We start from the raw sequence: 21,538 nt of genomic DNA, 5'->3' as shown, positions 1-21,538 counted from the left end.
GCGGCCTAGCCGCCCGCTCCGCATACTTGGATGGCGAGACAGCCTTCAACGACCCCGGCGATCGGGCAGGAGCATAGCTATGTCGGGTTGGCCGACATCCCGATAGGCAGGGACCCTACAATTCTTGAAAGAGTATCAAGGTAGAAGCCCTGCGGTATCGCTCAATTGTTTGCTCGAATGACTCGTTAGGTTCGCCGGGCTCGAAGTAGGGAAGCAATTTGTCGTATCGCGCTCGCGCTGAAACGCGCGAAATTGACCGCCCCATGCCGAGACGAACAGCCAAGCTCTCGGGACTATTGCAACCTTCCCGAACGCAACTTCCAAGCGTCGCGAGTACGATGGGAATCGGCGTGTCTTCTTCATTCTGCGCTGCGAATAGGCGCGCGGGCAACCCCGCAACGAAGGCTAGGTCCGGCACGATTCGCAGCACGAAATGCCTCGAATATTCGCAGCGGCTCTTGTCGCCACCTTTGGGGTAACGTGTTTCCATAACATTGAGCGGCGCTCCGTTCATCCATTGCGCCAGCAGGGCTGCGATCACGGGCAGCGCGTAGTTTCCCCGGTCGCGGTCCGAGGTCAGCTTCTTGTACGGGTCGCCGAAAAGGCCTTCGACATTTTCCGGTCGGACAAGCTCCAAAAGGCAGGCCGGATTGACTTTAAGCCAGTCGATCAGTGCGGCGATGGCCGCTTCGGTTGTTGCGGCATTTTCGGGCTTTGTAAAAAGGTCGTTGAGATCGTTGAGGATCGCGACCGGTACGCCCGTCAACCCGGATACGCGATCAAGCCACTTCGCATCGCCTTCAGGCTCGGCTTTCTTCCGCGCGGCAAAAGCGGCGGCAATGCGGCTCTCAACCCAATCGGCATCGCCTTTTTGCCGAGCACGAAACGCGGCGAAGGAGCGCGACAGAAGCAACCTGATGGGAGCATCGGTCCCGTTTTCATCCGATGTGGGCAGCCGGCTCAGGAAATAGGCGGGCATCCCCTGCTCGAAAGTGCCCGCATGAATCTTATCGAGAAGCGCGGTCGTCGGGTCGTCGATGATGAGGCATTGATCGCTCTGCGCAAAGATCGATTGCAAGGTCAGCCAGTGCGCGTTGATCAGGTTCGATTGATTGTCGAATTCGACGACGCGGCTTGGCACCACAAGCACGAAGCCCTGGGAACTTTCGCCCGCCCGTCCTGCCCGCCCGGCAGCATTGAGCAATTCATGAGCTTCCAGCTGTGCCATCTTATCTGCTTCGGGGTCGAAGCGGCTGTCGCCCGAAATGATGACCACCTCGCTCGGCAGGTTCATGCCTTGTGCGAGGGTCGAGGTCGCAAAAAGAACGTCGATACCGTCTTTGCGCTTGAAGAGGGATTCGTGAAGAAGCCGTTCTTCGCGAAGCAAAAGCGCATGATGACTGGCGGCGCCGCCGCGGTAATTGCCCTTTGCGGTCGGCGTCAGATAGCAATGATCCGCCCCGCCCATCTCTTCGGCGGCTAGGCGATGAAGTTCGAGCTCGTCGTCGGTCAGCTTAACCTTCCGGGCGTCGATCAATTCGGGGAATTCTTTGACCGATGAATCGGCGAGGACGGTCGACTGCACAAAAACAAGCGTCTTCAATCCGCTTGCAGCAGCTGCTGCGGCGATCAACGCGCTCGTGTGATTTCCGTTGGGCGTCAGATACCACGCGCCGCCTTTGGCTCTGCCGGTCGACAGATGGTGAGCATCATCGAGCAACGGTTGCAGAGTGTAGTCGTTGCGGTTCTTGCTGGCCCAAGTCTGCAACAGACTGAAGAACCCGAAAGGTTGGGCCACCAACTCGCGTTTTACCGCGACCGGCGTGTTCTTATGATCCGGATATTCCTGCCTTGCTTGCTGGAGCTTCGCCTTTAGGTCTTTGATGGTGTCGGCTGGATAGACCACGCTCCCGCGGACCTGACGGGTTGGTTTCCACGCCAAGCTCAACGAAAGGCAGGTTCGGCCGGTCAGTTCTTCCACCCATTTTGCGATTTCGCCGGCGTTTTTCATCATCGCCGAAAGCAAGAGCAAGTCGGCTTCGGGCGCGGCAATAGTGAGGTTGAGGATCGCCAACATCGAGTCGATGCTGCGGCGGCTGCGATCACTATCGCGGGGGTGGAGCAGGTGGCATTCGTCGAAGACGATTAGCCCAAGATCCGCGAACGCTTCGGGCTGCGTCGTCAGCAACATCAGACAGCGTTCGGGCGTCGTAACGATGATTTCCGGCAGGACGACGATGTCGGAGAATGTAACGTCGTCCTCGACGTCGCCGACGATCTCGAAGGTGTTGAATGTGCTCTTCAGCGCCCGAGTCGTCTGATCGACGAGCGCGTGGGTGGGGGCCAGGAAAATGACTTTCTCGCCTCTGATAAGAGATGTCGCGATTTTCAGCTCGGCAAGCGTCGACTTGCCGCCGCCGGTGGGAAAGCTGATTGCCGACGACGTTCCTTTTTCGAGGTAATTGCTCGCGATTGCATCGCGGTGATTGCGCCACAGGAACGGCCTCTTGCGGGCCATGCGGCGAATGATCTGCCACCACCCATCGCCGTCAACGCCCTGCGGCGGCGACACGCGGGCCAACGCGGATTCGACTAGATCGCGTTCCACCGCGATCAACAGATTGGCTAAATGCAAGGGGCCAGGGAACAGGTTGAAGATGTGATCGCCTGCCCCGAACACGTCTTCAAGCTGGCCGACACTTAGCGCCTTAACACGCGCGAAGTGGGCAGCTGCGGGTTCAGTGCCGTCGCCGGCGGCAGGTTCGGCATCCACTGGCAATAGGAGCCGAGCGGCCAGCTTTTTGATGCCCTTGAGGAGTTCCAAAAAGAGGGCGTCGATCGCCTGTTCGGGGGTGGCCTGGCCGGTGTCAATGTCAGGCAGTTCCAACTGTACAATGTCGGCGAGCCGTCCGGTTACCAGCAACTTTATCGAGGTAGCGAGCGCCTGTTCCACGGCCGTCGCGTCATCGGGATCGGCTGAGATATGTTTAGAGCATTCGGCGGCGTCAGCATGAGCTTCCGCCACCATGAAGAGTAAAGTCGCGCAAATTTCGGGGGCGATGGTCGCGCCATCCAGATAGGAAAACCCGTTGTCCTCGGAAACCGAGCCCGCGAGACACACCTGATGTGCGGATGCCGCGACAAAAGCGGCCGCTGCGCGATTTTCACGCTCCGGCAGAAGCGCGACAAAGGCCTCGTGCGCAGCCGCCAATCGGCGCACCTCAAGCAACGTGTCTCGAAGCGTCTCGGAGGCTTCTTCAACCTCTTCACCGCGAAGTCTGATCCTTGCGGCCACGATGTCGGCGAACGCCTCGGTAAGGCGTTTGGGCAGGGCTTCAAGGTCGAGCCCGTCGAGCGGTGGCGACGCTGCGATCAGCGCGGATGTGATAGGATCAAACATTCGCAATCGCCCTAATCTTGGCGGCGACCAAATCGGCGAAGTCGGTCATCCACTGCCGTAGATTATCGAAATGCATTGTTTCGGCGCGGCGGCGGGACACTTCTCCGTTTGCCGATATGTCGTAGTGTTTGAAGAGCTTCTGCCGCTTCTCAGCAGGTTTGTGCTTGTCGTCTATACTGATGCTCACGCGATAGCGGCGAGCCTGCTGCCAGAGAATTCGGTCAATAGCGTCATCGACATTCAGCTCAGGATATAGGTGTTGCTGCCGCTCGAGAATTGCAGACGCCTCGTGGGTTAGTTCGGCGATGCGCTCGCCGGCTTCCATCTTTACGATATCGGGCCAGACATGCTGCTTGATCGTCCCGCGCGCGTCTTCAGTCGCCTTGTCCTCAAAAATGACAACGGCAGTGACGGATTTCTCATCACCTGAAAGCTCCAGCTGCATGCCGTCAAACCCCTTGTGAGCGTGGAAAATGTGGGGTGGCGCAAGCGTCGCTCCCTGCTTCTTCTGATTGGCTGCAATCCAGGATATGATCTGAAACAGCCAGCCGTCGCGTTGCCAAGGATCGCCGTTCTTTGCGACCTTTAGCTTTTTGAGCGCATCCGCCGCGTGCTGCGCTGATCCGCCTGGAGTTGTACCAGCCAGACCTTCAAGTATCTGAGCGACATGACGATACTGTCCTAGCGCCACGCGGGCGACCCGTTCGGCGAGCAGGTCGATATCTTCGACCTCCCATTCCCACCCGTGGCAAAGATCATCATGATCGATTTGCTTCAAAACTAACGTCATTGTTCGTCCTGGGCTGAAACTGGCGACGAAAAATGAATAAACTATATAATCACGCGCACCAATCAACTTTGAAGCCTTCCGCGGCATCCGAGCCAGCTGGCCCGGATCCGAACTGCTTCCGCTCTTGAGATACGGACAAGTGCTCACGGCAGAGCGGGTGTATCTGACGGACCGTGTCTATGCGTTCTGGGCTGACACCCTCGATGAATGTGTCCATCTAAGCACCTGCGCACGGTAAATCTACGCCGAGGAGCCGAGATCAGGCAACGAACTGCGGGTGTTTCAGGTGAGTCGAGTAGCTGGGGAAGCGCGCGAGGCTGAGGCTTCGAGGTGTTCTGATCGTGGACAGGCGTCCGCTTTCGGTTCACGGAAAATATCAGTTGAATGTCGGTTAGTGGGTCATCTCGCCGATAGAGGGCGGGCCGATGCTCACCGGAAGCAGATCTCCATTGGTCCAGACCTGAACGTCGGCTCTTATCAGGAACCGCCGTTTAGCGAGCCGGTGCGGAATGACAGCTTGGCTCACTCTTGCGTCTCCCTGATCCCATTTTCCTACACAAACACCCCCGCCTCCAAAACCTCCACCCCCGGCGCCCCAGCCACCGCCGCCTCCACCAACACCTCGGCCACCCGCTCCGAGCGGCTGATCCGCATCCGCCGCGGCAGCACCTGCGCGAGGGCGCCCAGCAGCGCGTCCATTACCCGCTCGCCCGTCCGCACCTCCTCGCGGTGGCCGCCGAGGAAGCCGGGGCGCAGGATCGTCAGCGTGGGGAAGCCGAGGTCGCGGAGGGCCTGTTCCAGTTCGCCCTTGGTGCGCAGGTAGAGGAAGCGCGAGCGTGGGTTGGCGCCCACTGATGACACCAAGGCGAAGCGCGTGGCGCCGTGGCGGCGGACATTGCCGGCGATGGCGCGGGCATAGTCGAGGTCGACCTTGCGGAAGGCGGCGGCGGAGCCGGCGGTGGCGCGGGTGGTGCCCAGCGCGCAGATCGCGCCGTCCACTTCCCACCATGGCGCGTCGGCGGCGAGGTGGGTGAAGTCGACGACGGGGTTGAGCAATTTGGGGTGCGGCTCCAGCGGGCGGCGGGTGGGGGCGACGACTTGCGCCACCCGCGCGTCCGCCAGCGCGAGGGCGAGCGCCTGCCGGCCGATGAGGCCGGTCGCGCCGGCGATGAGGATGCGGGTCATGCGCGCGGGCCTGTCGTCGTCGGCGGGTGGTCAGCGCGCATCGGCGGGCGTTGCGCGCAGGTGGGTGCGGAAGAAGGGCAGCATATCCGTGACGATCCTGCCCGCGGGGCCCCAGGTCCGGTCTCCCCAGCCACCATGATATTCCTCCGCCTCGTGCGGCACGCCATATTCGTCGAGCGTGCGGGCGAAGGCCTGGAGCGAGACGATATGGTCCGTCACCGGATCGTTGCGGCCCCAATCGAACTTCAGCCCGTTCAGCCGCCGGAGATTGTCCGCATAGCGCGCGACCTGTCGATCGAGCGCGAAGCTGGCGGCGAGCCGATCGGTCAGCGCCGCGTCGATCACCAGCCTGTCTCCCTCGCGCCGCGCGGGCGGATCGAAGAACAGGGGCGCGCGCGCCGGATTGGGGAGGTGCGCCTGATAGATGGAGGCGAAGACCGGCGTGAAGCCCTGGTCCTTCAGATCGTCGATCGAGCGCGCGCGCTGGAGCAGCGACCAGTCCGGCCGCGACGCCATCGGCTGCACGCCGAGCCCCGCGCCGATCGGGTGCAGCGCATAGACGGCGCCGAACAGGTCAGGATGGCGCATGCCGAAGCGGATGGCGCCGTGGCCGCCCATCCGGTCTCCGGCGATGCCGCGCGCGTCGCGGTTGGCGAGCGTGCGGTATCTGGCGTCGACGAAGGGCACCAGCTCGCGGACCATGAAGTCTTCCCAATTCCCGGTCGCGGCGGAATTGACGTACCATCCGCCGCCGATCGGCGTGGTGAAATCCGCGGTGACGAGGATGACCGCGCCGATCACGCCATCGGCGATCGCCGCGTCCAGCAACGCCCGGGCGTCGTGCGCGGCGAAGGGGGCGGTCTCATCCTCAAACATGTTGGAGAGGAAGTAGATGACGGGGAAGCGGCGCGTGGCTTCGTCATAGCCCGCGGGCAGATAGATGTTGATGCGGCGGGTGGGGGATATGCCGATCCGGCTGTGCGCGAAGCTGCGCGAGGCGATCTGCGCGGGCTCGACCCGGCTCGGCGTGGCCGCCGCCGCGCTGCCGGCGAGCGACAGCAGGAGCAGGGCGAAGGCGAGGATCGGCGTTCGTCGGCTCATGGCGGGCGCCTTGTGGAAGGTGCGGGCGAGTCGGGGGGAGTATCCGGTAAATTGGGGTGGGGCGCCATGGGGTTTGGCGCTGGCGCTGTGCCGAAAGCCCTCTCCCGCACTTCGCGGGCGTGCGTCGGTCCTGACGGGTGTGGGATGCCCCCGGCATCCCACAGATCATGCCGGGGGCATGATCGGCCCGTCATAACCGCCGCACGCCCGCGAAAGTGCGGGAGAGGGCAATTCGGCGCGGGCGTCGAATTTCTTGGCTCTTCCGGTATTTATGGGTTCCTACCAACGATAGCGCAGCGACCCGATCACCGTGCGGGCGGCGCCGAAATAGCAGCTGTTGTTGAACGGGCAGGCGCTGACATGTGTCTTGTCGAACAGGTTGGCGGCGTTGACCGCGAGGTCGAAGCCGGCGAGCGCGGGGGTGGCGCGGCCGAGGTCGTAGCCGATCAGCGCGTCGACGAGGATGAAGCCGTCGGTGTGGAAGCGGGTGAACTGGGTCACGCCGTTGACCACCGCATAGGTGGTCGTGCCGTCGGACCCGCCGACATAGCGCGCGCCCGCGCCGAGGCGCAGACCGCCCAGCGGCCCCGCGATGCGATCGCCCTTGCCGAGATCCCAGGAGACGAAGCCGGATGCGGCCCATTCGGGGGTGCCGAGCTGGCGGGTGCCGGTGGTGGTGGGGGTGATGCCCGCGGCGGGCGTGCCCTGGGTGATGATCGCATCGGTATAGCTGCCCGCGACGATCACATCGACGCCGGTCACCACCTCGCCGCGTCCCTCGATCTCGACGCCGCGCACGCGCACCTCGCCGATCTGGATCTGCGCCGTCGCGGGAATGCCGCCGGTGCCCGCATTGGGATCGCCCACCGGCACCTTCTGGCGGCGCAGGTCATAGACCGAGGCGGTGAACAGCGCGTTGAGCCCGCGCGGCTGATATTTGATGCCGGCCTCATATTGGCGGCCGGTCACCGGATCGAAGGGCAGGCCATCGAAGGTCGCGCCTGCCTGCGGCTCGAAGGATTCGGCATAGCTGACATAGGGGGCGATGCCGATCGCGGTCTCGTAAAGCCCGCCCAGCCGCATCGTGAAGGCGCTTTGGCTGAGGAAGGCGGCGGTGTCGGTCTTCTTGTTGATCGTGGTCTGATCATACCAGTCGTAACGGCCGCTGGCGATGAGCTGGAGGCGGCCGATCGCGATCTGATCCTGGACATAGACGCCCACCTGATCGCGCTTCTGGTAATTGTTGACATAGCCGGCGCCGAGCACGGTCAGGTCGGTGCTGGGCAAGGTGCCGCCATAGACCGGCGCGAACAGGCTGAGATTGGGGATGCTGGTCAGCGGGTTGCTGGTCTGCCCGGTGTTGAACTGCTGCACATTCTCACCGACGATGTTCTGGTAATCGACGCCGGCGAGCAGGTTGTGCTTGAGCGGACCGGTTTCGAACTTGGCGTTCAGATGATTGTCGAGCGTCAACGTGTCGAAATCCTCGTCCGCGCCGCCGCCGCCGCGGATGATCGTGGAAAAGTCGCTGTTGCGGCTGGCGCCGGTGCCCGTCGTCGCGAAGCCGCCGACATAGAGCTGGCGATAGGACAATGTGTTGTTCTGGAAGCGGAAATTGCTGCGGAAGGTGAGATGCTCGTTGAAATCGTGGCGGAAGAAGGCCGCGATCGACTTCGCCTTGTGGTCGTAGCGCTCATAGCCGGGATCGCCGGTGTTGATGTCGCGCGGCAGTTCGCCGAACGGGTTGGGCAGCACCGATCCGAACGCGGGCACCCCCGAATAGCCGCCGCCGGAGGGCGAGCGCTGGTAGGTCGCGAGCAATGTCAGGCTGGTGTCCGGCCCCGGCGCGAAGGTGAGCGAGGGGCTGATGTGATAGCGTTCGCTGAACGTGCCCTCGGTCAGCCCGTCCGCCTTCTGCCAGCCGCCGACGACGCGGGCGAGCAGGCGGCCATCGGCGGTGAGGGGCTGGTTGACGTCCGCCACCGCGCGCAACGCGTCGAAATTGCCCGCCTGGAATTCGATCCGGCCGAACGCCTCCGCCTCGGGCAGCTTGCTGGAGAGGTTGACGAGGCCGCCGGGCGTGGAGTTGCCGTAGAGCACCGATGCGGGCCCTTTGACGATGTCCAGCCGGTCGACGCGGTTGAAGTCGATCTGCGGGGTGGAATAGGGGCCGGCGATCAGCCGCATGCCATCCAGATAGACGCCGGGCGCGAAGCCGCGGAGGATGAGCTGGTCGTAGCGCGTCACCATACCGCCGCGCTGGTTCGCGGCGACGCCGGCGACATAGCCCACCGCCTGGTTGATCGACTGGACGTTGCGCAGCTCCAGCTCGCGGCTGTCGATCACGGTGATGCTCTGCGGGGTTTCGATCAGCGGCGTATCGGTTTTCGTGCCGGTGCCCGTGCCGCGTTCCTTGACGCCGGTGACGACGATCGTCCCGTCACGCCCCGCCGCCTCCTCGTCCGCCGGCACCTCCTCGGCGAGCGCGGGGGAGGTGAGGGCGGCCAGCGCCGCTGCCAGCGCCCAGAACGAAAGCCGCGCCGGCGGCTGCCGGCGAGCCTGGAACTCGATCATATTTACCCCCTTGGTTATTGATAATGCCTCGCAGTGCTCGTTAATGTGGGTCAGGCTGCGATGCAACGGGAGCGTTGGGATAGGTTGCGCGGAGCCTGGGCGGGCGGACGATCGGGCGAGGCGATCGAATCGCGCCATTCCGGTTGCGCCACCTGCGCGGGGCGGGTAAGCGCGGCGCATGGGCATATTGGCTAACATCTTCACCTGGTGGAACGGCGCCACCTTCGGCACCTGGCTCAACACGCGGATGACCGGCTCGCGCGTCGGCGAGGATGCGCTGGGCAATGTCTATTTCGAATCGAGCAAGCCCGGCCCGATCGGCAATCGCCGCCGTTGGGTGATGTATGCCGGCTCGAACGATGCCAGCCGCGTGCCGCCCGAATGGCATGGCTGGCTGCACAATACCCATGACGATGTGCCGGAAGAGGCGCTGCCGCCACGCCGCAAGTTCGAGAAGCCGGGCTCGGTGAACCTCACCGGCACCACCGCCGCCTACCGCCCCGCCGGCGCGTTCGGCGCGGGGGATCGTCGCGCCGCCGCGACCGGGGACTATGAGGCATGGACGCCCGACGCCTGACCGTGCGCCGCATCGCAATCGCCGCTGCCGCCGCCGGGCTGGGCATCGCCGCTTGGCAAGGCGCGGTTGCCCTTCAGGACGATAATGGCGCCGCCCCGGTCTCGACCGCGGCGAACGACGCAGCAACTGCGGGCAACGCCTCCGTCAGCGCGCCGCCGACGGTGATCGAGGTCAAGGAAACGCCGAAGCCCGGTGATCCCAAAGCACCGCAGGCGACGCCGATGGCGCAGCGCGAGGCGGTGATCGGCTTCCTCAACAAGCGCAACGGCCTGTCGCGCGAGGTGAAGCTGAAGCCTGGCCAGGCGGTGCGCATCGGCGATGCCGTGATTCGCCTGCGCGCCTGCGAGAAGACCGCGCCATGGGAGCCCGAGCAGTTGACCGGCGCCTTCGTCCAACTCGACGTGCATGGCAGCGACGACAAGTGGCGCCGCGTGTTTTCAGGCTGGCTCTACAAGGAGTCGCCGTCGCTCAACATGGTCCAGCACCCGATCTACGATGTCTGGTCCAAGAGCTGCACGATGAGCTTCCCCGACGCCGGCCCGGATACGCTGGTGGTGCGCAAGGGATCGGGCAGCGCCTCGAGAGCGAAGAAGTCCGGCGCTGCCGCGGCGGATGCATCGCCGGCGCCCGCGCCCAGCCCCAGAGCCGAATCGAGCAACGACACGTAGGTCTCTCGCGTCACCTCGATCGCGCCCAGGCTGGCCAGGTGATCGGTGATGAACTGGCAGTCGAGCAGCGCATAGCCGCCCGCCTTCATCCGTGCGACGAGATAGGCGAGCGCAACCTTCGAGGCATCGCGCGCCCGGCTGAACATGCTTTCACCGAAGAAGGCGCCGCCCAGCGCAATGCCATAAAGGCCGCCCACCAGCCGCCCGTCGAGCCAGACCTCCACCGAATGGGCGTGGCCGCGCCGGTGCAATGTCAGGCAGGCATCCTCGATCTGGCGGTTGATCCAGGTCTTGGGACGGTCCGGCCGCGCCTCCGCACAGGCGGCGATGACGGCCGCGAACGCGGCATCCACCGTCACCTCGAACCGCCCGGACCGGATCGTCTTGGCCAGCGAGCGCGAGAGGTGGAATCCGTCGAGCGGCAGGATGCCGCGGCGGTGCGGCTCCACCCAGAATACTTCGCCAGCGTCCCGGCTGTCCGACATCGGGAACACGCCGGCCGCATAGGCACGAAGCAGCAGGTTGACGTCGAGCGAGTGCATCGGTGCGGGGATCATGCGTCGGGGCGGGGCCGGGATCAATCCAGAAAGCCGGCTTGCGCGCGCCGCCTGGCGGGCAGGCAGTATCGCCGCGACCTTCAATCGCCGTGCGGCAGCAATGGCTCCTCGCGCAGCATCGCGCGCAGCTCGGCGAGTGCGGGGCTGTCTGCCGCGCGCATCATGGCGGCTTCCATCGTGCGATAGGCGGCGAGGGCGCGGCGGCCATCGTCGGTCAGTCGCGCGCCGCGTTCGCGGCCGCCGCCCGACAGGGTCTCGACCAGCTTGTCGGTGAAGCAGCGGTTCATTGAATCGACCAGCAGCCAAGTCCGCCGGTAGCTCATCCCCAGCTTGCGGCCGGCGCCCGAGATCGAGCCTTCGCTGTCGATCGCCTCGAGCAGGAGCGCCTTGCCGGGCCCGATCGCGAACTCGTCGCCGCAGACGAGCTGCGCCTTCACCTTGAGGTTGCCGAGGATCATGAAGCGGCTTGCGCGAGCCGCTTCTCGACGCCGCGCCACAAGGTGGAGAAGGCCATCGCCGCGGGGCTCTTGGCGGCGAACGTGGCCACCGGTGCGCGTTCGGTCGCCATCTGCTCGACCGCGCTGGCATAGGGAATGGATGGCCAGCCGGGATTCTCGGCCAGCGCCTCACGGTGCAAGGTGCGGCGCTTGTCGACCATTGCGTAGATCGGCTGGATCGGCGGCACGCGACCGCTCTGCTTGTTGATATAGCTCATGACGTCGTCCAGCGTCCGCCGCGAGAGCGGGGAGGGGATGACGGGGGCAAGGATGATGTCCGCCGCGCGCATCACCTGCTCGCTGGTCTCGGTCAACCCCGGCGGGCAATCGAGGATGATGCGGTCATAATCCTTCTGCAGCGTTTCCAGCAGCTTAGTCAGTCGCTTTTTCTTGCCCATGTCGTGGAACAGCAGGTCGAGCCCGCGCAGCGAGATATCGGCCGCCAGCAGGTCGAGCCGCGGGATCGCGGTCGGCCGGATCAGCTTCTCGGGCTCGACATCCTTGGAGAAGACCGATTGCGCCTGCGCCTTGGGCGCCTTCCCGTCAGCAAGCAGGAAGCTGGCGCCGCCCTGCGGATCGAGATCCCACAGCAAGGTGCGGCGCGCGGACTGGGTTGCCGAGGACCAGGCAAGATTCACCGCGAGCGTCGTTTTACCGACACCGCCCTTGAGACTGTAGACCGCGATGGTTGCCAATGATCCTCTGCCCTTGCTGTTGCGGATGGGCGGAAGCTATCGCGGGAGGGAGGGGGCAGGCAAGGCTATGGTCGGGTTTAATCCTGGTTGCCAGCCGCACCGTGGGTGTCGTCGAAGCCCTCTCCCGCACTTCGCGAGAGAGGGCTTCGACGCGTGTTGCGAACATCGGAACTTATCGTGCACCGATGGCGGGGGGCGTTTGGAACCCGTTACCCTCAGAGGATCTCGTGGATCTTCTCGACCGGGCGGCACAGGCGCGCGCCCTTCTCCGTCTCGACTAGCGGGCGTTCGATCAAAACCGGTTCCGCCACCATCGCGGCGAGCACCGTCGCGTCGTCGGCGCTGGTCAGGCCGCGTTCGGCTGCGTCGGTGTTGCGCGTGCGCAGGCCCTCGCGCGGGGCCAGGCCGGCGTCGCGATAGAGCTGCGCCAGCTTGTCGGCGGTCGGCGGCGTCTTGAGATACTGGATCACCTCAACCTCGACGCCGGCGGCGGCGTTGAGGATGTCGAGCGCCTTGCGCGACGTCGAGCAATTGGGGTTGTGCCAGATGGTGGCCTTCATTCGCCGCCCTCCGCCTGCTGGCGCTGCAGCCATTCCTCCAGCCATTTGATCGTATAGTCGCCCGATTGGAAATCGGGCGCATCGAGCAGGCGCTGGTGCAGCGGGATCGTCGTCTTCACGCCGTCGATCACGAACTCTTCCAGCGCGCGGCGCAGGCGGCGCAGCGCGCCCTGGCGCGTCGTGCCGTAGACGATCAGCTTGGCGATCATCGAGTCATAATAAGGCGGGATGCGGTAGCCCGCGTAGAGCCCGCTATCGACGCGGACGTTCATGCCGCCTGGCGCGTGATAGCTCGTCACCGTGCCCGGCGAAGGCGCGAAGGTCATCGCGTCCTCTGCGTTGATCCGGCATTCGATCGCATGGCCGCGGAAGACGACATCTTCCTGCCGCAGGGTCAGCGGATGACCCTCGGCGATGCGGATCTGCTCGCGGACGAGATCGAGGCCGGTGATCGCCTCGGTCACCGGATGCTCCACCTGCAGGCGGGTGTTCATCTCGATGAAGTAGAATTTGCCGTCCTCATAAAGGAACTCGATCGTGCCGGCGCCGCGATAGCCCATGTTGGCCATCGCCTTCGCGACGAGCCCGCCCATTTCCTCACGCACTTCTGGCGAGATGACGGGGGAAGGGGCTTCTTCCAGCACCTTCTGGTGGCGGCGCTGCAGCGAGCAATCACGCTCGCCGAGATGGATGGCGTTGCCGTTACCATCACCGAAGATCTGGAATTCGATGTGGCGCGGGTTGCCGAGATATTTTTCCATGTAGACGGTGGCGTCGCCGAACGCCGCCTTCGCCTCGCTGCCGGCCTGCACCATCAGCGTTTCGAGTTGGTCCTCGCTCGGCACCACCTTCATGCCGCGGCCGCCGCCGCCCGACGCCGCCTTGATCAGCACGGGATAGCCGATCTCGCGGGCGAGCGCCTTGGCCTCGTCGATGTCGCTGATCGCGCCGTCGGATCCCGGCACCAGCGGCAGGCCTAGCGCGCCGGCCGAACGCTTGGCCTCCACCTTGTCGCCCATCGTGCGGATATGCTCGGGCTTGGGCCCGATCCAGATGATCTGGTGCTGCTCCACGATCTCCGCGAAGCGCGCATTCTCGCTGAGGAAGCCATAGCCGGGGTGGATCGCGTCCGCCTGGCTGATCTCGGCCGCCGAGATGATGTTGGGGATGTTGAGGTAGGATTCACCGGCGGCCGGGGGCCCGATGCAAATTGCCTCGTCCGCCAGCCGCACATGCATCGCGTCCGCATCCGCGGTCGAATGCACCGCGACGGTGCGGATGCCCATTTCATGCGCCGCGCGGTGGATTCGCAACGCGATCTCACCGCGATTGGCGATGAGGATCTTCTGGATCGTCATGGCGCCCGCTTACTCGACGACGACGAGCGGCTGATCGAACTCGACCGGCTGGCCGTTGTCGACGAACACTGCGGTCACGGTGCCGGCGCGCGGGCTCTGGATCGGGTTCATCACCTTCATCGCTTCGACGATCAGCAGCGTCTGCCCGGCGCTGACCTTGGTGCCGACGGCGATGAACGGCGCAGCACCCGGCTCGGCCGCCAGATAGGCGGTGCCGACCATCGGCGACTTCACCGTGCCCGGATGATCGGCGGGCGCGGCAGCAGCAGCGGCGGCCGGGGCGGCTGCCGCAGGCGCGGGCGCTGTCGCCACTGGCGGTGCATAATGCGGAACCGCGGCGGCGGTGACGTTTACGGTACGGGCCACGCGGATCTTGCGCTCACCGTCCTGGACCTCGATCTCGGTCAACTGCGTCTGGTCGAGCAGCTCGGCGAGCTGGCGCACAAGCGCCGCATCAACCTGCATGGCTCCATTGTTTTCCTGGCTCATTCGACCCTCGGTTGTTCGGATAAGCGGCGCGCCATGTCAGAGACTCGCCGCCGCGTCCAGCGCAAGCAGATAGGAAAGCGCGCCGAATCCTGCGATTGTTCCCTTCGCGGCGCGGCCGACGAAGCTGACATGACGGAAGGATTCGCGCGCATGCGGATTGGAAAGATGCACTTCGATCACCGGCACCTGGATGCTCTTGATCGCGTCGTGCAGCGCAATCGACGTGTGCGTGTAACCGCCGGGATTGAGGATGACCGCCTTGGCCCCCCGCGCATTCGCTTCTTGCAACCAGTCGATCAGATGGCCTTCATGGTTGGATTGGCGCATTTCGATCTCGATGCCGATTTCCCGGCCGCGATCTTCCAGCCGGCCGGCGATATCGTCCAGCGTTTCATGGCCATAGACGTCCGGCTCACGCAGCCCGAGCAGGTTGAGGTTGGGGCCATTCAGCACATAGATGGTGGAACTCGGGGTCGCCGACGGTTCAGACAAGGGCATCGAGCCTTTCGGTTGCGGTCGAACGGATGCGGTCCCTATATGCGCGGCGACGCTTTTCCCCAAATGTTTCGCGCACGGAGTTCAGGATCAATGTCCAGCGCCGCCACCATATCGATCACGCTGAACGGCGAAACGCGCCGCGTGGCGGGCGGTCTCACTCTCGCCGGCCTTGCGGCGGATCTCGGTTTCGATCCGGCGAAGATCGCGGTCGAGCGCAACCTGGAGGTCGTGCCGCGTTCCACCTTGGCCGAGGTGCCGGTGAGCGAGGGCGATTCGCTGGAGATCGTCCATTTCGTCGGCGGCGGTGACCATGGCGCGGCTGTGGACAAGGATCGCTGGTCGGTCGCGGGCCACAGCTTCCGCTCGCGGCTGATCGTCGGCACCGGCAAATATAAGGATTTCGCGCAGAACGCCGCCGCGGTCGAGGCGTCGGGTGCCGAGATCGTGACGGTGGCGGTGCGGCGGGTGAATGTCAGCGACCCCAAGGCGCCGATGCTGACCGACTATATCGATCCGAAGAAGATCACCTATCTGCCCAACACTGCGGGCTGCTTCACCGGCGACGACGCGGTGCGCACCTTGCGGCTGGCGCGCGAGGCGGGCGGCTGGGATCTGGTGAAGCTGGAGGTGCTGGGCGAGGCGCGCACGCTCTATCCCGATATGGTCGAAACGCTGCGCGCGACCGAGATCCTGGCCAAGGAAGGCTTCAAGCCGATGGTCTATTGCGTCGACGATCCCATCGCCGCCAAGCGGCTGGAGGATGCCGGCGCTGTCGCGATCATGCCGCTGGGTGCGCCGATCGGCTCGGGCCTGGGCATCCAGAACCGCGTTACGATCCGGCTGATCGTCGAGGGTGCCAAGGTGCCGGTGTTGGTCGATGCCGGCGTCGGCCAGGCATCCGACGCGGCGGTGGCGATGGAACTGGGCTGCGACGGCGTGCTGATGAACACCGCGATCGCCGAGGCGCAGGATCCGATCATGATGGCGGCGGCGATGAAGGCCGCGGTCGAGGCCGGGCGGCTTTCATACCGTGCCGGCCGGATGGGCAAGCGCCGCTATGCCGATCCGTCGAGCCCGCTCGCGGGCCTGATCTGATGCGCGTCCGCCGGCTCGCGCTGGCGCTGCTGCTGCCTTTGCCGCTGCTGGCGACGGCGTGCGACGATCCGCAGCCGCAGGAAACCGCGCGCCGGATCGTGGGCGCGCATTTCGTCGAGCCGGTGCTGATCAAGGCCGACGATGGCGTGATCGTCCATGGCCTCGATTATCGCACGTCGCGGCCGCGCGCGGTGGTGCTGCTGTTCCACCAAGCGGGATCGAGCAAGGCCGAATATAACGAGATTGCGGCGAAGCTGATCGATCGCGGCTTCAACGCGCTGGCGATCGACCAGCGATCGGGCGGCAATCTGTTCGGCATCAACGAGACCGTGCAGGCGCTGGGTCGCAGCGCCGACTATGCCGCCGCGCGGCCCGATCTGGACGCGGCTTTGGCCTGGGCGAAGGGCGAGCGGCTTCCGGTGATCCTGTGGGGCAGCAGCTATACCGCAGGCATGGTGTTCGAGCTTGCCGCCGATCATCCGGGCGAAATCGCCGGTGTGCTGGCCTTTTCGCCGGGCGAGTATCGTGAAGGCAGCACCGCGGTCGCGACCGCCGCCGGGAAGGTCGACGTGCCGATCTATGTCACTGCAGAGAAAACGCCCGAGGAAGCGCGCGGCGCCAAGGCGATCCTCGCGGCCTCCCCCTCGAAGGACAAGATCTATGCGACGCCGCGCAAGACCGGCGTGCACGGATCCTCGACATTGATCGCGGCGCGCAACCCCGAGGGCGCCGACGACAATTGGAAAAGCGTCGACGACTTCCTCGACCGCATCGTGCCGCCGCTGCCCGAGGAGGATGAACAACAGGGTGCCAAGTCGGAACCGGCCCGCCGCTGAGCCGTTCTATCCTCGTGACTTAGCCGCCTCGCCAATCCCGGCCCGGCGGCGCCGTATCGAGGAGATATTCTCATGGGCGAACTGGTCGACAAGATCAAAGGCAATGTCAACGAAGCGGTCGGCAAGGCCAAGCAGGCCGTCGGCAAGCAGCAATATGATCAGCGCCTCGCGGATGAAGGCGCCGCGCAGGAAGTGAAGGGCAAGGCCCAGCAGTTTTCGGGTAAGGTTAAGGGCGCCCTCGGCGACGACATCTGACCGACACGATCGGCTTCGGCCGATTGAAGAGGCCGCCGCGGCACAAGCCCGGCGGCCTTTTTCTTGTGTGGGCGGGTCGGATCGTGGCCCCCTGCATCTCGGCTTCGCTCGATCCCCCAATTCACTCCGCTCTGGGAAAACGGGGTATGCGGCTCATCCTCCGGGAACGAGGTGCTCCATATTGTTCAACATCCGTTCGTGCCGGGCGAAACCGGGAACCGAGCCCTCTGCGAACTCACGCCGCCGCCCCATCCGGCTCCCGATGCGCGACGATCGTTGCCAGCACCAGATCGCCGACCACGTTCAGCGCCGTCCGGGACATGTCGAGGAAGCGGTCGACGCCCAGCACCAGGCCGATGCCCGCGGGCGGCACCTCGACCGTGCCGAGGATCATCGCGACCACCGGCAGCGATCCGGCCGGTACGCCCGCGGTACCGATGCCGCCAAGGATGCACACGCCCATCACCATCAACTGCTGGCTGAGCGTGAGGTCGACGCCGAAGAATTGGGCGAGGAAGATCACCGTCACCCCCTCGAACATCGCGGTGCCGTTCTGGTTGGCGGTCGCGCCGATGGTCAGGACGAAGCGGGCGACGCGTGGCGGCAGGTGCAGGTTCTCGTCGGCAATACGCAGCGCGGTCGGTAACGTGGCGTTGGAGGAGGCGGTCGAAAAGGCCATCAGCCCTGCTTCCTGCACGTCGCCGAAGAAGGTCAGCGGATTTCGCTCGGCGAGGAGCAGAAGCAGGATCGGGAAGACGATGAAGGTCTGGATGCCGAGCGCGCCAATGACGACGCCGACATAGGCGGAAAGCCCTAGCAGCAGATCCCAGCCGAACAGCGCGGTCAGGTTGAACATGAAGCAAAACACCGCGACCGGCGCGAGCTTGATGACGAGGCCGATGAGCTTCATCGAGATGGCGAACAGCCCCTCGATGCCCTGCTTCAGCACATTGGTCTCTTCCTCCCGCACCAGTAGCAGCCCGATGCCGATCGCCAGCGCGAAGAACATCACCGCGAGAATGTCATTCTCCGCCATCGCCGCGACCGGGTTGACCGGCACGATGGCGAGCAGCGCGTCGATCCCTGTCTTGCTCTCAGGGCTGCGCTCCAGCAGCGTTTTGGCAGTGCCCGATGAATTGGCGAGCAATTCCTGCGCGAAGCCCTGATCGAGCACGCGGCCGGGCTGCAGCCCGTTCACCAGCAGGAGGCTGACGACCACCGCGATCGACGAGACGATCACGGTCAGCACCAATGTGTTGAGGCCGATGCGTTTCAGCGAGCGCATCTCGCCCATGCCGGCAACACCCATCACCAGCGCCGAGAACAGCAGCGGGATGACGAGCATGAACAGCAGGCGCAGGAAAAGCTGGCCGATCGGACCAGTCACATAGTCGGTGACGGTCTTCAGCCAGGGCGCGTCTCCACCAAGAAAATGCGCGACGAGCCCGCAGGCAGTGCCGATGGCGAAACCCGCGGCCATCCGCCAGTGGAGGCGGGAGCGGCGGGGCTTGCCGGGTTGTATTTCCGTCTCGGCGATCGCTTCGCTCATGGCATCCTTCCCGCGGTGGACGCCTTGCCCAACGCGGCGCAGGCGGAAATGGGTACGCGCGACGCGGGCAGCTTACTCGAACAGGGCGTTGGCGATGTCGCTGTAGCGGGTGGGATGGACGCGATCGCGCGAGCGGAAGGTTGCGAGGTCGATCACCCGATCTCCATAGCGCGCGGCGATCGAGCGGACCGCATAGGCCTGGGGTCGCGCGTAGGGCAGCAGCCATACCACCTTGCGCGTGGCGAGGCTCTGCCGCAGCCGTGCCAGCCGATCGGAGAGGCGGCGGCTCGCCGCATCGTTCGATCCGACTGCGACGATGATCGTGCCATAATATTTGTCCGGCTTCTGCCAGGTCAGGACGCGTTCGGTGGAGGCCGATTGCTCGGCCTGCACGTCGCACCCCGGATCATAGAGCGCGTTGACCGCCTGGCCGGTGCCGCGCGCGATGCTGTCTCCCAGGATCAGGCATTCGAGCATCGCGCGCGCCCGCCCTCAGCCGTTCTTCGCCTCGGCGGCGGCGCGCAATTTGCCGATCGTCGTCGCGGGCGTGATCCGCTCGACATCGGTCTTGAGGTGCAGCAGCTTGACGCCGGGCTGTGCCATCGCGCGTTCCAGTGCCGGCGCGAACTGTTCGGTGGTCTCCACTGTCTCTGCCCACGCGCCATAGGCGCGGCCGAGCGCGGCGAAATCCGGATTGACGAGGTCGGTGCCGGAAACGCGCGCGGGATATTCGCGCTCCTGATGCATGCGGATCGTGCCGTAGCTGCCATTGTCGATCACGAGCACCAGCAGCGGGCAGCCATAGCGCACCGCCGTGGCCAGTTCCTGCCCGTTCATCAGGAAATCGCCGTCACCGGCGAGCACGATCGCCTGCCGTTCGGGCATGCGCAGCGCCGCGGCGACGGCGGCCGGCGTGCCGAAGCCCATCGCGCCGCAGGTGGGGGCGAGCTGGGAGGGGCGGGGGCCATAATGCCAGAAACGGTGCCACCAGGCGGAAAAATTGCCGGCGCCGTTGCAGATCACGCTGTCCGCCGGCAGGGTCGCGCGCATCGTCGCGACGCACTGGCCCAGGTCGAGTGTGGCGTCGGTCGGCGCGGGTGTCGACCAGGCGAGGAACTCGCGATGCGCTTCGGCGCCATCGGCGAAGGTGAGGATGTCATCCTCCCACAAGGCAGCGAGTTCGGCGAATTCGCGCGGCTCGGCGCACACCGAAAGGTCGGTGCGGTAGACGCGGCCGAGTTCGTTGGGATCGGGGTGGACGTGGATCAGGATCTGGTCCGGATGATCGGGGGTGACCAAGGTGTAGCCGTCGGTCGTCGCCTCGCCAAGCCGCGCGCCCACCACCAGCAGCACATCGGCATCGCGCACGCGCTGAGCCAGCTTCGGGTTGGGGCCATAGCCAAGATTGCCGGCATAGACCGGGCTGGCATTGCTGATCGCATCCTGGCGGCGGAACGCGGCGGCGACGGGGAGGCCGATGCGCTCGGCGAAGGCGGCGAACTGTGCTGCGGCAGCATCATCCCACCCGGCGCCGCCGACGATCGCGACCGGCGCCGCGGCGTCGCGCAATATGTCGAAGACCGTGCCCATCGCGCCCGAACAGGCGGGCTGCACCGCCGGCGCCACGCGCGGCCGGTCGAGCGCGACGACGGCGTCGGTCAGCATGTCCTCCGGCAGCGCGATCACCACCGGGCCGGGGCGGCCGGACGTTGCGACGGCATAGGCGCGCGCGACATATTCGGGGATGCGCGCGGCATCGTCGATCCGCGTCGCCCATTTGGCGAGCGGCGTGAACATCGCTGTGAAATCGACTTCCTGGAAACCCTCGCGGTCGCGATCGCCGCGCGCAACATCGCCGATGAACAGGATCATCGGCACCGAATCCTGCATCGCGACATGCACGCCGATCGACGCGTTGGTGGCGCCCGGCCCGCGGGTGACGAAGGCGATGCCGGGCCGCCCGGTCATCATGCCGTCCGCCGCCGCCATGAAGCCGACGCCGCCTTCCTGCCGGCAGACGATCTGCTGGATTTCGGGGCTGTCGTGCAACGCGTCGAGTACGGCGAGGAAGCTCTCGCCGGGAACGGTGAAGATGCGGTCGCAGCCCTGGATCAGAAGCTGGTCGACGAGGATGCGGCCGCCGGTGCGAGTCTGGGTCATGTGCGAAGGTCTAGCCGCTCCGATGCGCAAGTCGAGCCCATCACGAGTGGGTGAGCGACGCGAGGCCACGGCTCGAAACAAAAAGGGCGGCACCCTGCGGCGCCGCCCCCATTTTACAGATACGCGAAACTTGTGCGTTCAGAAGCGAACGCCGACCCCGGCGAGGCCCTGGTGGCGCTCGATGCCGAGTTCATAGTTGCTGTAGCGATATTCGGCCTTGACGAAGAAGCGGTCAGTGAGCGGCGCTTCAATGCCGGCGCCGACGCGAACGCCGTCGACGTTGAAGTCGTTGTTGCTGCCGGCCACGTTGATGCGGGCATTGGTGTAGCCGGCCTTGGCATAGAGCAGCACGCCGCTGCCGACCCAAGTGCCAATGCGGCCGCCGACATAAAGATCGCGGCCGGCATCGATATCATACTTCTCGGTGGTCGCGAAGGTCACTTCGGCGTCGGCACCGATCAGAAGATTGCTCCCGGTGTTGAAGTCGTAGCCGGCGGCAACGCCGTAAGCGAAGCCGGTATCGCCCTCGCCGTCGAGATCGACATTGTCGATGCCACCAACAGCTTCAAGACGAAAGCCGTTCGCGGCAGTATCGTCCTGAGCGAAAGCCGGAGTTGCGAGGCCGAACACTGCAGCCGACGCGATAAGAAACTTCTTCATGATATACCCTGCGGTAGATTTGCTAATATTTTTA

At 65.1% G+C, this 21,538-nt stretch carries 20 protein-coding genes and 1 pseudogene; 5 read left to right on the top strand and 16 right to left on the bottom strand.

Annotated features, from left to right (window positions below; all coding sequences use genetic code 11):
* Positions 1–115: 115 nt before the first annotated feature.
* The 5 genes from FHS96_RS25045 to FHS96_RS25025 all read right to left on the bottom strand — a co-directional run bounded on the left by FHS96_RS25045 (position 116) and on the right by FHS96_RS25025 (position 9,050).
* Positions 116–3,400, bottom strand: coding sequence for a DEAD/DEAH box helicase (locus FHS96_RS25045; protein WP_429598373.1), 3,285 nt, complete (start codon positions 3,398–3,400; stop codon positions 116–118).
* On the bottom strand, positions 3,393–4,190 hold the full coding sequence (locus tag FHS96_RS25040) for a hypothetical protein (RefSeq protein WP_429598371.1): 798 nt from the start codon (positions 4,188–4,190) through the stop codon (positions 3,393–3,395). The genes FHS96_RS25045 and FHS96_RS25040 overlap by 8 nt, the downstream gene beginning before the upstream one ends.
* 552 nt (positions 4,191–4,742) lie before the next feature.
* Positions 4,743–5,375 (bottom strand): NAD(P)H-binding protein, encoded by a 633-nt coding sequence (locus tag FHS96_RS25035; RefSeq protein WP_429598369.1) that lies wholly within the window; start codon positions 5,373–5,375, stop codon positions 4,743–4,745.
* A gap of 30 nt (positions 5,376–5,405) precedes the next feature.
* Positions 5,406–6,476: an alpha/beta hydrolase gene (locus tag FHS96_RS25030; RefSeq protein ID WP_429598367.1), complete on the bottom strand. Its 1,071-nt coding sequence runs from the start codon at positions 6,474–6,476 to the stop codon at positions 5,406–5,408.
* A 279-nt stretch (positions 6,477–6,755) separates the two neighbouring features.
* Positions 6,756–9,050, bottom strand: a complete 2,295-nt coding sequence (locus tag FHS96_RS25025) for a TonB-dependent siderophore receptor (protein ID WP_429598365.1) — start codon at positions 9,048–9,050, stop codon at positions 6,756–6,758.
* Positions 9,051–9,228: 178 nt separating this feature from the next.
* Here FHS96_RS25025 and FHS96_RS25020 point away from each other — a divergent pair, with 178 nt between their 5' ends.
* Positions 9,229–9,627: an NADH:ubiquinone oxidoreductase subunit NDUFA12 gene (locus tag FHS96_RS25020; RefSeq protein WP_429598363.1), complete on the top strand. Its 399-nt coding sequence runs from the start codon at positions 9,229–9,231 to the stop codon at positions 9,625–9,627.
* Positions 9,609–10,082: pseudogene (locus tag FHS96_RS25015) on the top strand (DUF2155 domain-containing protein); the annotation flags it as partial. The gene FHS96_RS25020 and the pseudogene FHS96_RS25015, both read left to right, overlap by 19 nt.
* Before the next feature lie 35 nt (positions 10,083–10,117).
* On the opposite strand, the gene aat reads toward FHS96_RS25015, so the two are convergent.
* From aat to aroQ, 7 genes are all read right to left on the bottom strand, one after another.
* Positions 10,118–10,837: a leucyl/phenylalanyl-tRNA--protein transferase gene (aat, locus tag FHS96_RS25010; protein WP_429598361.1), complete on the bottom strand. Its 720-nt coding sequence runs from the start codon at positions 10,835–10,837 to the stop codon at positions 10,118–10,120.
* 95 nt (positions 10,838–10,932) lie between these two features.
* A complete protein-coding gene (locus FHS96_RS25005) occupies positions 10,933–11,310 on the bottom strand; it encodes a winged helix-turn-helix domain-containing protein (RefSeq protein WP_429598359.1) in 378 nt (125 codons plus the stop codon).
* Positions 11,307–12,044 (bottom strand): ParA family protein, encoded by a 738-nt coding sequence (locus FHS96_RS25000; RefSeq protein ID WP_429598357.1) that lies wholly within the window; start codon positions 12,042–12,044, stop codon positions 11,307–11,309. The genes FHS96_RS25005 and FHS96_RS25000 overlap by 4 nt, the downstream gene beginning before the upstream one ends.
* A gap of 215 nt (positions 12,045–12,259) precedes the next feature.
* The gene (gene arsC / locus FHS96_RS24995; RefSeq protein WP_429598355.1) at positions 12,260–12,604 is read right to left on the bottom strand and encodes an arsenate reductase (glutaredoxin); all 345 of its coding nucleotides are present in this window, start codon (positions 12,602–12,604) and stop codon (positions 12,260–12,262) included.
* On the bottom strand, positions 12,601–13,962 hold the full coding sequence (gene accC, locus FHS96_RS24990; RefSeq protein WP_429598353.1) for an acetyl-CoA carboxylase biotin carboxylase subunit: 1,362 nt from the start codon (positions 13,960–13,962) through the stop codon (positions 12,601–12,603). Before accC ends, arsC begins: the two co-directional genes overlap by 4 nt.
* A 9-nt stretch (positions 13,963–13,971) precedes the next feature.
* The gene (gene accB / locus FHS96_RS24985; protein WP_429598351.1) at positions 13,972–14,451 is read right to left on the bottom strand and encodes an acetyl-CoA carboxylase biotin carboxyl carrier protein; all 480 of its coding nucleotides are present in this window, start codon (positions 14,449–14,451) and stop codon (positions 13,972–13,974) included.
* Between the two features lie 36 nt (positions 14,452–14,487).
* Positions 14,488–14,943 carry a type II 3-dehydroquinate dehydratase gene (gene aroQ / locus FHS96_RS24980; RefSeq protein ID WP_429598349.1) on the bottom strand — a complete coding sequence of 152 codons (456 nt, stop codon included), beginning with the start codon at positions 14,941–14,943 and terminating at the stop codon, positions 14,488–14,490.
* A 96-nt stretch (positions 14,944–15,039) separates the two neighbouring features.
* Here aroQ and thiS point away from each other — a divergent pair, with 96 nt between their 5' ends.
* From thiS to FHS96_RS24965, 3 genes are all read left to right on the top strand, one after another.
* Positions 15,040–16,044, top strand: a complete 1,005-nt coding sequence (gene thiS / locus FHS96_RS24975; RefSeq protein WP_429598347.1) for a sulfur carrier protein ThiS — start codon at positions 15,040–15,042, stop codon at positions 16,042–16,044.
* Positions 16,044–16,880 (top strand): alpha/beta hydrolase, encoded by an 837-nt coding sequence (locus FHS96_RS24970; protein ID WP_429598345.1) that lies wholly within the window; start codon positions 16,044–16,046, stop codon positions 16,878–16,880. Before thiS ends, FHS96_RS24970 begins: the two co-directional genes overlap by 1 nt.
* A gap of 72 nt (positions 16,881–16,952) precedes the next feature.
* Complete coding sequence (locus FHS96_RS24965; RefSeq protein WP_429598343.1) at positions 16,953–17,135, top strand: CsbD family protein; 183 nt, start codon at positions 16,953–16,955, stop codon at positions 17,133–17,135.
* A 235-nt stretch (positions 17,136–17,370) separates the two neighbouring features.
* On the opposite strand, the gene FHS96_RS24960 is transcribed toward FHS96_RS24965, so the two are convergent.
* The 4 genes from FHS96_RS24960 to FHS96_RS24945 form a co-directional block, all read right to left on the bottom strand.
* Entirely contained in the window at positions 17,371–18,684 is a 1,314-nt protein-coding gene (locus tag FHS96_RS24960) for a dicarboxylate/amino acid:cation symporter (protein WP_429598341.1), read from the bottom strand.
* Positions 18,685–18,756: 72 nt separating this feature from the next.
* Positions 18,757–19,161, bottom strand: a complete 405-nt coding sequence (locus tag FHS96_RS24955) for an SGNH/GDSL hydrolase family protein (RefSeq protein ID WP_429598339.1) — start codon at positions 19,159–19,161, stop codon at positions 18,757–18,759.
* Positions 19,162–19,176: 15 nt separating this feature from the next.
* Positions 19,177–20,844, bottom strand: a complete 1,668-nt coding sequence (locus FHS96_RS24950; protein ID WP_429598337.1) for a thiamine pyrophosphate-binding protein — start codon at positions 20,842–20,844, stop codon at positions 19,177–19,179.
* Between the two features lie 138 nt (positions 20,845–20,982).
* Complete coding sequence (locus FHS96_RS24945) at positions 20,983–21,504, bottom strand: outer membrane protein (RefSeq protein WP_429598335.1); 522 nt, start codon at positions 21,502–21,504, stop codon at positions 20,983–20,985.
* Positions 21,505–21,538: the final 34 nt, after the last annotated feature.

The sequence above is a fragment of the Sphingomonas zeicaulis genome, from assembly GCF_050433225.1.
Classification (GTDB): domain Bacteria; phylum Pseudomonadota; class Alphaproteobacteria; order Sphingomonadales; family Sphingomonadaceae; genus Sphingomonas_D; species Sphingomonas_D zeicaulis.
This window is presented reverse-complemented; position numbering and strand designations above follow the sequence as displayed.